Raw genomic sequence first — 12,555 nt, forward strand, 5'->3', positions numbered from 1 at the left:
AAGTAATTTTTCTAAGAGATCTTTATTTTTATGAAATTTCATTTTTGGATTATAACTTGATTTACTTAAAGTTTAAATTATAGTTTTTTCGGGCTGATTTATTCAAAGGAATTTAAGTATTGCTTTGATAAAATCCCACTTTTTATATTAACTTTAAGGATAGAAATGAAAAGGACTTATCAACCTCATAAAACCCCTAAAAAACGCACTCATGGCTTTCGTTTAAGAATGAAAACTAAAAATGGCCGCAAGGTTATCAATGCTAGACGTGCTAAAGGTAGAAAAAGATTGGCTGCTTAGCTGGTTTTGAGTCACTAAGTGACTCGAGAGAATTTTCTCAGGTTTATAAAGAGGCCAGCAAATGGCACTGCGACGCTTGCGTAGTTTTTTATAAACCTACAATTGAAAAAAAATTAGCAGTTGTTGCTAGCAAAAAAGTGGGAAAAGCAGTAGTTAGAAATAGAGCAAAGAGACTTTTAAGAGCTGCTTTTTTTTCTATTTCTAATGAGCTAAAAGATGGCACTTACATTATGGTCGCAAAAAATGGAATTACAGAAATTTCATTTGACAAAATTTGTAAAAATTTGAGCTGGTCTACAAAAAAAATGGGATGTCTAAAATGAAAAAATTTGCGATTAAATTTATCGCTTTTTATCAAAAATATATTTCCATACTTCTGCCAAAAAGCTGTCGCTACTATCCGACTTGCTCACAATACGCCATTTGGGAATTTCAAACAAATAGCTTTTTCTCTGCTTTTTTTGCAACATTTATGCGAATTTTAAGATGCAATCAACTTTTCAAAGGCGGTATCAACTACCCAATCATCCGCAAAAAATTTAACTCATGTTTTATATTTCAAAAAAGCGATACCAAAAATGTAAATTTCTGGTTTATCCCTTGCCAAAATAGTAAATTTTATGTCGTAAAAGTATTAGATAAATTAAAGGAAAAAAATTAAATGGAACAGATGTCTATGCAAAAAAGACTGCTTCTTGCAGCACTTTTGTCTATCGTATTTTTTATAGTATATGACTTTTTTATGCCAAAAAGAGCTCCACTAGAGCAAAACCAGACAACGATCTCTCAAACAATGGATCAAAGCAAAGCCCCAGCCTCTGCTAACGATACTCCAAAATCAAATGAAAATTTAGCTTCAAACGAGATAATCGCTACTATCAAAGGTCAAAGCTACGAAGCAAAGATAGATAAGCTGGGCAGGATTGCGAAGTTTTATCTCACCGAAGATAAGTACAAAACAGAAGATGGCAACAAAATCGAGCTTGTTTCACAAAATCCATTACCACTTGAGCTTAGATTTAACGATAGTACTTTAAATGCTGATGCTTTTAAGGTTGCATATAGCAGTGACGCTAGCGAGGTAGATGCTAGCAGCGAGCCTAAAACCATAAAACTCATTCAAAATTTAGATGGCGTTACAGTCACAAAAAATATCAAATTTTATCCAAATGGTCGCTATGAAGTTGAAGTAAATTTAAGTAAAAGTGTTGATTATTTCATCACTCCTGGCTTTAGGCCAAACATCGCGATAGATAGCTACACAGTTCATGGTGTCATGCTTAGAAATACAGACGATAGCCTAAATATCATAGAAGATGGCGATGCAAAAGAGGTTAAAAACTATGCAAACACAACTATAGCAGCTGCATCTGATAGATACTACACAGCGCTATTTTACTCATTTGATAAACCATTTGAAGCTATTGTAGATAAAGATGCAAATAACAATCCTATCGTCTTTGTAAAGGCAAATGATAGCTTAAAACTAGGCGCTTACATCGGACCAAAAGAGCATAAAATTTTAAGCTCGATGGACGAGAGACTAAATGACGTTATCGAGTATGGTTGGTTTACATTTATAGCAAAGCCGATGTTTGCATTCTTAAATTTCTTACATAACTACATCGGTAACTGGGGCTGGGCGATAGTCGTGCTAACGCTTGTTATAAGGATAGTTTTATTCCCACTTACATATAAGGGTATGCTATCGATGAATAAGCTAAAAGAGCTTGCTCCAAAGGTAAAAGAGATCCAAACAAAATATAAAGACGATAAGCAAAAGATGCAAGTTCATATGATGGAGCTATACAAAAAACATGGCGCAAACCCGATGGGTGGCTGCTTGCCGATCTTGCTTCAAATTCCGGTATTTTTTGCGATCTACCGTGTTTTACTAAATGCGATCGAGCTAAAAGGCGCTCCTTGGATACTTTGGATACACGATCTTTCAGTGATGGATCCATACTTTGTGCTACCTATCTTAATGGGTTTAACGATGTTTTTACAACAAAAACTTACACCAACGACATTTACTGATCCTATGCAAGAAAAGGTTATGAAATTCTTGCCTTTGATCTTCACATTTTTCTTTGTGACATTCCCAGCAGGTCTTACGCTTTACTGGTTTGTAAATAACGTTTGTTCGGTCGTTCAACAAGTCTTTGTAAATAAACTTTTTGAAAAACATAAAAAAGCTGCGGAGGTAAAGGCTTAATGAAAATAGAAGCAAATACTCTCCAAGAGGCATTTCAAAAGGCAGCCGAGCAGCTTAACTGTTCGGTCACTGAGCTTGATATAAAGGTCTTGCAACACCCAAGTGGCGGAATTTTTGGATTTTTTAAAAAGACAGCGATCATTGAGGCAAATTTAGAAAATCAGCCAAAACCACAGCACAAACCAAAAAATGATAGAAATTTTGCTAAAAAAAGCGATGAAAACGAGCCTGCAAAAGAAGAGAAAAAGCAGAGCAAAAAACACGATCATAATGATAAAAAGCGAAATCCTAAAAAGCATAAAGATGAGAAAAATGAGGCTAAGCCTGAGCAAAAAGAGCATAAAAATGAAAAGCCAAATTTAAGTGAGAAAAACTCAGCTCTTGCAAAAGATGCCTTTGCTGAAAAGGGCGAAAAAGAGGCTGAAGAGCCAGGATATGTTATAAAAAGGCTTGATGAGCCAAAAGAGCAAAAAGAGACTAAAGTGGCAAAAGAGCCACAAGCTAGCAAAAGTACTCCTAAAAATATCCTAGATACTTCAATCATCGAAAATTTCAACCATACAGATGAAGAGAGTGCACCTCAAGCTTTGCCAAAAGAGAAAAAAGAGAAGGTTGTGATCGAATTTGATAAAATTTTGCCTGAGATAAAAGAGGGCATGACACGTCTCTTTAAAGCAAGCTGCTTTGAGATAGATAAGGTAGAGGTTAGTAAATTTAACGATGAGACCGTGCTTATCGAGCTAGACGGAGCTGATGCGGCGCTACTTATCGGCAAAGAGGGTTATAGATATAAAGCGATATCTTATATGCTTTACAACTGGCTAAATTCAAAATACAACCTTGCTATCCGCCTAGAGATCGCGCAGTTTTTACAAAATCAAGAAGCTATGATGGATCAATATCTAAATGGTGTGATCGAGCGCGTGCAAAATAGCGGTAGAGCCCAAACAAAGCCACTTGATGGGGTTTTAGTTAAGATCGCGCTTGAGAAACTTCGCGAGAAATTTCCAGATAAATATGTCGGCATAAAAAGCGGCAATGACGGCAAATTTGTCGTCGTAAATGACTTTTTCAAAAAATGAGTGAAACTATCGTAGCCCTTGCCACAGCTTATGGCATCGGCTCAGTTTCTATCGTAAGGCTTAGCGGCAAGGACGCCCTGGCCACCTCTTTAAAACTCCTTAAACTTTCAAATTTAGAGCCAAGATACGCAAAACTAGCCAAAATTTACTCCATTGATGATGAAATTTTAGACGAGGGCATAGTTATATATTTTAAAGCCCCAGCAAGCTTTACTGGAGAGGATATCGTCGAGTTTCAAACTCATGGCGGCGTTATGGTGAGCGAGAGAATTTTAAATGAGCTAATAAGAGCTGGTGCAAGGCCGGCAATGCCTGGCGAGTTTAGTAAGCGGGCATTTTTAAATGGCAAGATGGATCTAGCAAAAGCCGAGGCGATGCAAGGGCTCATCACTTCAAAAAGCGAGATCGCTGCTAAAATTTTAACCCGCCAAATGCAAGGTGATCTTAGTAAATTTGTAGGCGAGATCAGGGGTGAAGTGGTCAAAACTCTTGCCTTTGTTGAGACTATGATCGACTACGCTGATGATGATCTGCCTGCAAATTTGCTAGAGCAGACTAAGCAGATGCTTTTAAAAAATAGCGAGAAGCTAGAGCGCATAGCCACTCTTAGCGAGCAAAGAAGAGGGCTCATAGATGGCTTTAAGATCGCCATCGTCGGCAAGCCAAATGTTGGTAAAAGCTCCATTTTAAACTCATTTTTGGCATATGAAAGAGCGATCGTTAGTGACGAAGCGGGCACGACTAGGGATAGGATAGAAGAAAATTTCAAGATCGGCTCGCATCTAGTTCGCATAATAGACACCGCAGGCATCAGAAAAGATGCCGGAAAGATCGAGCAAATCGGCATAAACTACTCGATCTTAGCCATAAACGAGGCTGATATCATCCTAGCTGTCTTTGACGGCTCATCTTTAAGCGACGAGCAAGATAAAGAGATAATAAAGCTCGTTTCTAACTCAAACAAAAAAGCCTTTTTTATCCTAAACAAAAGCGATCTTGCGTTTAAATTTGACTTAAATTTGGACGGTGCTATCAAAATTTCAGCAAAAACCGATACGAGCGTAGTTTTAAAAGAGCTTGAAAGCTATCTCAAGACGCAAGATACTGACGAGATCATGCTAAGCTCAAACCGCCAAATTTTAAGTTGTAAAGAGGCGAGCGAGGCTTTAAAAAGAGCATTTTTAAGGCTAAGTGAAGAGGAGCTAGAAATTTTTGCTTATGAGCTAAATACCGCGATAAAGGCACTTGCAAGTATCACAAAGCCATTTGAGAGAAGTGAAATTTTAGACGAGATGTTTAGTCATTTTTGTTTAGGAAAATGATACTTTTTTTGGTTAAAATTTGCGCTTTTTAAAGGAGAGAATATGAAAATTTTACTTATAAATGGTGGCAAAAAATTTGGCCATTCAGATGGCAGGCTCAATCAAACACTTCACGATCTCGCGTGTGAAAAACTAGCGAAAATGGGTCACGAGGTAAAGCAAACCGTGATAGATCAAGGCTATGATATCGAGGCTGAAGTTGAGAAATTTCTCTGGATGGATGCGGTAGTTTGGCAGATGCCAGCTTGGTGGATGGGCGAGCCTTGGATAGTGAAAAAATATATCGACGAGGTTTTTACCGCAGGTCATGGCAAGCTTTATACTAGTGATGGCAGGCACAGGGTAGATCCTGCGAAAAACTACGGCAAAGGCGGCTTGCTAAATGGCAAGAATTTTATGCTAAGCCTTACTTGGAATGCCCCAGCCGAGGCATTTAGTGATCCAAATGAGTTTTTTGAGGCGCGCGGTGTTGATGGAGTTTATTTTCATTTTAGAAAGGCAAATGAATTTATGGGCTTAAAGTCGCTTCCGCACTTTATCTGCTGCGATGTTATCAAGATGCCAGACGTGCCAAGATACCTAAAAGAGTATGAGGCGCATCTTGAAAAAGTTTTCAAAGCGTAAAAACAAATTTCTGCCGCTCTCTAGTCATTTGCGCTAGAGGGCATTTAAATTTATATCTATCTTGTGTGGGGAAAATGAGGACAAAATTTCTATTTTTAGCTGCTGTTATATTATTTGCAGGGTGCGCTGGCAAGCAAATTTTAGCGCCAAGCGAAAAGTCAAATTTACTCTACCTTGAAAATAACGAAACCTTACATGAGATGAGATTTTATAAGCTTCAAAACGGCCTAGATGACTTTAATAAATTTGCAAACATTGTCGGCAAGGCTGAGATCAAAGCAGCCAGCGTAAATGCAGAATTTAGCGCACTTGGCGAGCTAATGTAAAGTGGCGACGCAAATAAAACGATGATCGTTAAAAACCTAGACACCAGCAAGGACGCTGTACTATCAAATTCTAACGATATAGATGAGCTAATAAATGCAAAAAATATCAAATTTTATGAAATTTCAAATGGCGCTATAAAGAGCGTGGTTTATAGCACAAAGAGCATGCCAGTTTGCGAGGCATTTGTAAGCGGCAAAGAGGCGATAAAAGTAAAAAGCGTGACAAATCACCCTTTGAAAAATGGCTTTTTTGCAGTGATCTTAAGCTCAGATATATCTAATGATCAAGGCTTTTTTCTAAGAGAGACGAGGTATTATTTCAACCTTTCAAGCGAAGATGAAGAGAAGATAAAAGCTGAGACGCTAACGCAAAATTTTTACAAAACATTTATCGAAAGTGACCTCGTGAGACAAGGTGAAATTCTCTCAAATGTGCTTTGTTTTAGTAAATTTCAAAAGGCTTTTTAGTAACTTTTTATAAGCAAGGTTGTAAAATAGCTTAAAATTCTTAAAAGGTTACATCAATGGATAAAGCTACCATACAAGCACATAAAATCAGCGATGAAGAGTATGAAGAGATCTTAAAAATCCTAGGCCGTGAGCCAAATTTACTAGAGCTTGGCATATTTTCAGCGATGTGGAGCGAACACTGCAGCTACAAATCAAGCAAAAAATACCTAAACGGCTTTCCGACAAAGGCACCTTGGGTCATTCAAGGACCTGGCGAAAATGCTGGCGTCATCGACGTTGGCGATGGGGTTGCCGCTGTGTTTAAGATGGAGAGCCACAACCACCCAAGCTTTATCGAGCCGTTTCAGGGCGCTGCAACTGGCGTTGGTGGAATTTTAAGAGACGTCTTTACGATGGGCGCAAGAGTTGTTGCGAACATGAACTCACTTCGTTTTGGCGAGATAAGAGGCGAGGACGAGCTAGCCAAAAAGCATAGATATTTACTAAAAGGAAGCGTCGCTGGCATAGGTCACTATGGTAACTGCATGGGTATCCCAACGATCGGCGGCGAGACTACCTTTGATCCTAGCTTTAATGGCAACATCCTAATCAACGCTTTCGCGCTTGGACTTTGCAAAAGTGATGAAATTTTCTACGGCAAGGCTGAAGGTGTTGGCAACCCAGTCATCTACGTGGGCTCAAAGACCGGTAGGGACGGACTTGGCGGCGCTGTGATGGCGAGTGATAGCTTTAACGACGAAAATAAATCACTTCGCCCAACGGTGCAAGTGGGCGACCCATTTGCCGAGAAGCTGCTCATGGAAGCTTGCTTGGAGCTTTTCAAAAAAGACTATATCATCGGTATCCAAGACATGGGTGCAGCAGGGCTAACGAGCTCTAGCTTTGAGATGGCTGGCAGAAGCGGCAGCGGCATGAAGATGTATCTGGACCGCGTGCCGATGCGCGAAGTTGGCATGACGCCTTATGAGCTAATGCTAAGCGAGTCTCAAGAGCGCATGCTAATATGCGCCAAAAAAGGCTTTGAGCAAAAGGTGCTTGAAATTTTTAGAAAGTGGGACCTTGACGCTGAGATCATCGGCGAGGTCACAAGTAGCGGCGTGATGCAGCTTTACTGGCACGACGAGCTTGCAGGCGAAATCCCTATCGGCCCACTTAGCGAGGCAGCTCCGGTGCTTGACCGTCCTGTTGCACGTCCAAAATACCTTGATGAGATAGTAAATTTAGAAATTTCAAATAACGTTGATAATAAAACGGCATTTTTCAAGCTTTTAAAAGAGCCAGAAGTGCTAAATAAAAGCTTTATCTACGACCAATACGACGCAAATATCCAGACAAACACGATAAAACAGCCTGGGCACTTAGGCGCTGCAAGTATCAGAGTAAAAGGTACTAAAAAGGCCGTCTCTATGGCTGCGCAGTGCGACCCAAGAGCAAATTTTGTTGATCCAAAAATCGGCGCTGCAAGAGCTGTTGCTGCAGCTGGTAGAAAGGTGGCTATGAGCGGCGCTGTGCCACTTGCGATCACCGACTGTCTAAACTACGGCAACCCGCAAAATCCAGAGGTTATGTGGCAGTTCAAAGAGGGATGTGAAGGGATAAAAGAGGCTTGCCGTGAGCTAAATACGCCAGTCGTTAGCGGTAACGTGAGCCTTTATAACGACACTGACGGCGTTAGCGTCTATCCAACGCCAGCCATCGTAACAGTTGGGGTAAATGAAGATGCAAATTTAAACCTAAAAAGCACATTTTTAAGCGAGGGTAAAGCGATATATCTACTTGGCGAGACAAGTGGAGAATTTGCTGCTTCACTTTACGCAAAGTCGCTATTTAACGTGGTTGGTGGCAAGCTAAAAGAGGTTGATTATAAAGCTGAAAGGGCCCTTTGGGAGCTAGTGATAGAGGCAAATAAAGAGCAAAATTTAGAGTTTGCAAATAGCGTAGGTGTGGGCGGTCTTGCTATCACGCTAGCAAAAATGGCTAGCCTCTCAAACATCGGCGCAAACTGCGAGGTTAAATTTAAAGAGCCAAATTTCATCTTTGATGAGAGCTTTTCAAGAGCGGTTGTGGGCGTGAAAGACGAGGCTAAATTTGAAGCGCTTGCGACTAAATTTGGTGTGAAATTTGAAAAGATCGGCGTTAGTGGCGGCAAGAGATTTAAGCTAAATGATATCGATGAGAGCTTAGAGGACGTAAGAGAAATTTATCTAAAAGAGTTTGCGAAAATCGTAAAAAAGGAGGACTAAGAGATGTTTTCTAAAAAGTCTCAAAAAGCAAGCGGGGAAAAGGAAGTAGAGCAAAACGAGAAAAAGGGCGTGGCAAAACCGCCAGTGCTCTTTAGCCAGACGCAAGATCTAATAAGCGCGATAGAAAAGAGACTAAACGCCCCTTTGATAACCTACTACAACTCAAACGCTGGTAATGTCTGCGGCAACGATGCTAGTGCGATGTATGAAATTTTAAAGGGCAAAAAGATAGACACTGCCTATCTTTTCATAAAAAGTGACGGCGGAAGCGGTATAGCCGCACTTAGGATCATTAGCACCCTTAGAAACTACTGCAAAAATTTAATAGCGCTGATCCCATCAAACTGCGCCTCAGCTGCTACGATGATGGCGCTTGGCGCAAACGAGATCGTAATGGGCCCACTTGCCTATCTAACGCCAGTTGATACCTCTTTAAAACACGAGCTAAGCCCTACAAACAAGGGCAACGAGCTTGTTAGCGTCTCTATGGACGAGCTTAGCCGTGTGGTGAAGCTTTGGAAAGAGCAGGATAAAGATAGACCAAACGACACAAACCCATATAACTCGCTATATGAGTATATCCATCCGCTAGTTTTTGGTGCGGTTGATCGTGCTAGCTCGCTCTCACTTAAAATTTGCTCTGAGCTGCTTAGATATCACATAGATGATGACAAAAAGATCGTTGAAATTTCAGAGCGACTAAACGCAGACTACCCAGCGCACGAGTATCCGATACTCTTTCGTGAGGCGCAGGAGATCGGCCTGCATGTCAAAAAAATGGACGATGATCTAAATGAGATGCTTCAGGAGCTAACACTACTTTACTCAGAGATGGGACAGCGAGCCTTTACCGACTACGATGAGAACAGCTATCACGATAACAACATCGCAAACATCATCGAGACAAACGGCAAGCAAATTTACTATCAGATCGATAAAGACTGGTTTTATCGCCCTGAGGAGCGCCGCTGGAACGTGATGAACGACGAGAGCTCATGGCGTAAAAATGAGCTAGTAAATGGCAAGATAAAAAATACTATCTATCACTTGTGGTAATATGTCTGGAGTTTTGTTTTTACTGATATTAGGCGGTGCGATATTTTTATTTATGAATGTTCAAATAGGTAGTAACCGCAAGAAACAAGCAAATGTAAATGAGGCTAAATTTCTAGTCTCACTGCTTGCAAAAGTGGCTAAAAGTGACGGCAGGGTTAGCGAGCTAGAGGCTAGACTGATCACTCAAGTGCTTGATGATCTAAGTCAGAAAGTTAGCGGCGTTAGCGGCGTGCGCGAGTATCTAAAAGAGGTCTATAACAGCCAAAAAGAAAATGTAGATAATGCCTATGAAACCGCCAGAAACTACAAGCGCGCGTTTAATCTAAACTACGATACCTGCGTAGCTAGGCTCACTTTTTTTCTAAATTTAGCCTATATAGACGGAGAATTTAACAAAAGCGAGCAAGATGTTATAAGAAACATCGCTTATGGATTTGGCATAGATAAAGAGACGCTTGATGAGATAATCTATAAATTTGATAGCTTCTATGGCTCAAGATTTGGGACAGATCATGATGAGGTGAGCCGAGAAAACGATGCGTTTGAGGTTTTAGGACTTAGTAAAAATGCAAGCCTTGATGAGGTAAAGGCTCGCTACAAAGAGCTTGTGAGGCAGTATCATCCTGACATTTTGATGGGCAGGGGTGAGAGCAAAGAGGTGATAGAGCGCTCGACTAAGAAGCTTCAGGAGATAAATGAGGCTTATGGGCGATTAAAAGAGAAATTTGGAGTTTAGATGAAGAAATTTATTATTTTGTTGCTAGCGGTGGCTGGCTTTTGTAATGATTTTAAAGTGGTAAATGTTGATGGAAAAGAGATAAACTTTAAGCTTACGCAAAGCGAGCTTTATCGAGATCAAAGGCTAGTCATCAGCAACTACGATGTTAAAGATAGCAATGTGAGCATAATATTTGTCGATAAAGATGGCAACAAGAGTGACATTATGTCAGTTCAAGCAAAAAAATTAAATGAAATTAGTGAGTATATCTTTTCGTATGATCGCGGTATAAAGGTGATGAAATTTAGCTCGAAAAAGCCGATATGCGAGGCGCTTGAGAAAGAGGAACCTGTAAATTTAAGCGTATTAGATGCGAGTTACTTTGATGGCAATCAAATTTCAAGCTATGCCTTTAGCGTTGATATTGTTGGTCAAAAGCGTGAAAACTTTGTAGATAAAAAAGACTATTATATAGATGCAGCTGCAAATGTTATGATTACACTAGAAGCTTTATCGATAAAGAATATCGCAAAGGATATAAAAATGGGGCAGCTTCTGCTTGTAAAAGGTATGTGTTTAACAAAAAAATAAAAAATTTAATAAAGGAGAAAAAATGAGGGCATTGCTTAGCGTTAGCGATAAAGAGGGCATTGTAGAGTTTGCAAAGGGGCTAGAAGAGCTTGGCTGGCAGATACTTTCAACTGGTGGCACCTACAAACTTTTAAAGACTGAAGGCGTCAAAGCCACTGAGGTTAGCGAATTTACGGCATCACCTGAGATGTTTGAGGGCAGGGTAAAGACTCTTCATCCAAAGATACATGGTGGCATCTTGCACAAACGCGATGACGCTACGCACGTGGCTCAGGCAAAGGAGTATGGCATCGAGGGCATCGACCTAGTTTGCGTAAATTTATATCCATTCAAAGAGACTACCATCAGGACTGATGACTTTGCCGAGATCATCGAAAATATCGACATCGGCGGCCCAGCTATGGTAAGAAGTGCTGCTAAAAACTTTAAAGACGTGCTTATAGTCACAAATGTGCTTGACTACGACGAAATTTTAAAGCGCCTAAGAGAAAAAAGCGATGATTTTGAGTTTAGAAGATCGCTTATGATAAAGGCATACGAGCACACAGCAGCCTACGACAGCACGATAGCAAACTATATGAACGATAGGTTTAATGGCGGTTTTGGCGATGCTAGATTTATCGTGGGAAGCAAGGTTTTTGACACTAGATACGGCGAAAATCCACACCAAAAAGGGGCACTTTATGAGTTTGATTATTTCTTTTCAAACAACTTTAGAGCTCTAAAAGGCGAGGCAAGTTTCAATAATATGACCGATATAAATGGCGCGCTAATGCTTGCAACTAGCTTTGATGATGCTCCTGCCGTGGCTATCATCAAACACGCTAACCCTTGCGGCTTTGCGGTAAAAGATACGCTGCTTGAGAGCTACGTGGCAGCGCTTAAGTGCGACCCGATCTCAGCATACGGCGGCGTGGTGGCGATAAATGGCACGCTTGATGAGGAGCTTGCTAAAAAGATAAATGAAATTTACGTTGAAGTAATCATCGCTGCAAATGTCGATGATGCCGCGCTTAAGGTGTTTGAGAGCAAAAAACGCATCAAAATTTTCACTCAGGATAATAAATTTTTAGTCCGTGCGGATGATAAATTTGACTTTAAACATGTTGATGGTGGATTTGTATTTCAAGAAAGAGACTTCGTAAAAGACGAAGAGCTTGAAAATATGAAGCAAATGAGCAAGAAATTTGCAACTGGCAGCGAGCTAAAAGACGCTCAGATCGCTTGGAAAGTGGCTGCACTAACGAAGAGCAACTGCGTAGTTTATGTAAAAGATGGCGCTATGGTGGCTATTGGCATGGGTATGACTAGCCGTGTGGATGCTGCTCGTGCGGCCGTAGCGAAGGCAAAAGAGCTAAAGATCGATCTAAGTGGCTGCGTGCTTGCAAGCGAGGCGTTTTTTCCGTTTAGAGACAGCATCGACATCGCTAGCAAAGTGGGCGTAAAATGCGTCATCGAGCCAGGCGGCAGCATCAGAGATGATGAGGTGATAGAGGCTGCTGACGAGCACGGCATGTCGTTATATTTCACTGGCGTTAGACACTTCTTACACTAAAATTTAGGGGCGCTTTGCCCCTTACTTCACACTTTATAACTTTAAATTTTAT

14 protein-coding genes are annotated in these 12,555 nt (G+C 40.6%); all 14 read left to right on the plus strand.

Annotated elements, in window-relative coordinates; translation table 11 throughout:
- Positions 1-165: 165 nt before the first annotated feature.
- The 14 genes from rpmH to purH all read left to right on the plus strand — a co-directional run bounded on the left by rpmH (position 166) and on the right by purH (position 12,503).
- A complete protein-coding gene (gene rpmH, locus F3G86_RS05195) occupies positions 166-300 on the plus strand; it encodes a 50S ribosomal protein L34 (protein WP_002940373.1) in 135 nt (44 codons plus the stop codon).
- Positions 288-623, plus strand: a complete 336-nt coding sequence (gene rnpA, locus F3G86_RS05200; RefSeq protein ID WP_035142427.1) for a ribonuclease P protein component — start codon at positions 288-290, stop codon at positions 621-623. The genes rpmH and rnpA overlap by 13 nt, the downstream gene beginning before the upstream one ends.
- Positions 620-961 (plus strand): membrane protein insertion efficiency factor YidD, encoded by a 342-nt coding sequence (gene yidD, locus F3G86_RS05205; RefSeq protein WP_002940252.1) that lies wholly within the window; start codon positions 620-622, stop codon positions 959-961. Before rnpA ends, yidD begins: the two co-directional genes overlap by 4 nt.
- Positions 962-2,515: a membrane protein insertase YidC gene (gene yidC, locus F3G86_RS05210; protein WP_149723212.1), complete on the plus strand. Its 1,554-nt coding sequence runs from the start codon at positions 962-964 to the stop codon at positions 2,513-2,515.
- The gene (locus tag F3G86_RS05215) at positions 2,515-3,597 is read left to right on the plus strand and encodes a Jag N-terminal domain-containing protein (protein WP_149723213.1); all 1,083 of its coding nucleotides are present in this window, start codon (positions 2,515-2,517) and stop codon (positions 3,595-3,597) included. The genes yidC and F3G86_RS05215 overlap by 1 nt, the downstream gene beginning before the upstream one ends.
- On the plus strand, positions 3,594-4,919 hold the full coding sequence (gene mnmE, locus F3G86_RS05220) for a tRNA uridine-5-carboxymethylaminomethyl(34) synthesis GTPase MnmE (protein WP_149723214.1): 1,326 nt from the start codon (positions 3,594-3,596) through the stop codon (positions 4,917-4,919). The genes F3G86_RS05215 and mnmE overlap by 4 nt, the downstream gene beginning before the upstream one ends.
- 42 nt (positions 4,920-4,961) lie before the next feature.
- Positions 4,962-5,543 (plus strand): NAD(P)H-dependent oxidoreductase, encoded by a 582-nt coding sequence (locus tag F3G86_RS05225; RefSeq protein WP_107714638.1) that lies wholly within the window; start codon positions 4,962-4,964, stop codon positions 5,541-5,543.
- A gap of 74 nt (positions 5,544-5,617) precedes the next feature.
- Positions 5,618-5,869, plus strand: a complete 252-nt coding sequence (locus F3G86_RS10460; RefSeq protein WP_188116428.1) for a hypothetical protein — start codon at positions 5,618-5,620, stop codon at positions 5,867-5,869.
- 21 nt (positions 5,870-5,890) lie between these two features.
- Positions 5,891-6,337 (plus strand): DUF8095 domain-containing protein, encoded by a 447-nt coding sequence (locus tag F3G86_RS10465; protein WP_188116429.1) that lies wholly within the window; start codon positions 5,891-5,893, stop codon positions 6,335-6,337.
- A gap of 56 nt (positions 6,338-6,393) precedes the next feature.
- A complete protein-coding gene (gene purL, locus F3G86_RS05235) occupies positions 6,394-8,583 on the plus strand; it encodes a phosphoribosylformylglycinamidine synthase subunit PurL (protein ID WP_149723215.1) in 2,190 nt (729 codons plus the stop codon).
- Positions 8,584-8,586: 3 nt separating this feature from the next.
- Complete coding sequence (locus tag F3G86_RS05240; protein WP_148824267.1) at positions 8,587-9,639, plus strand: SDH family Clp fold serine proteinase; 1,053 nt, start codon at positions 8,587-8,589, stop codon at positions 9,637-9,639.
- A gap of 1 nt (position 9,640) precedes the next feature.
- Positions 9,641-10,375: a TerB family tellurite resistance protein gene (locus F3G86_RS05245; protein WP_149723216.1), complete on the plus strand. Its 735-nt coding sequence runs from the start codon at positions 9,641-9,643 to the stop codon at positions 10,373-10,375.
- Positions 10,376-10,948 carry a hypothetical protein gene (locus F3G86_RS05250; RefSeq protein ID WP_149723217.1) on the plus strand — a complete coding sequence of 191 codons (573 nt, stop codon included), beginning with the start codon at positions 10,376-10,378 and terminating at the stop codon, positions 10,946-10,948.
- 22 nt (positions 10,949-10,970) lie between these two features.
- Complete coding sequence (purH, locus tag F3G86_RS05255; protein ID WP_149723218.1) at positions 10,971-12,503, plus strand: bifunctional phosphoribosylaminoimidazolecarboxamide formyltransferase/IMP cyclohydrolase; 1,533 nt, start codon at positions 10,971-10,973, stop codon at positions 12,501-12,503.
- Positions 12,504-12,555 lie beyond the last annotated feature (52 nt).

This window comes from Campylobacter concisus (assembly GCF_902460595.1).
GTDB lineage: Bacteria > Campylobacterota > Campylobacteria > Campylobacterales > Campylobacteraceae > Campylobacter_A > Campylobacter_A concisus_BL.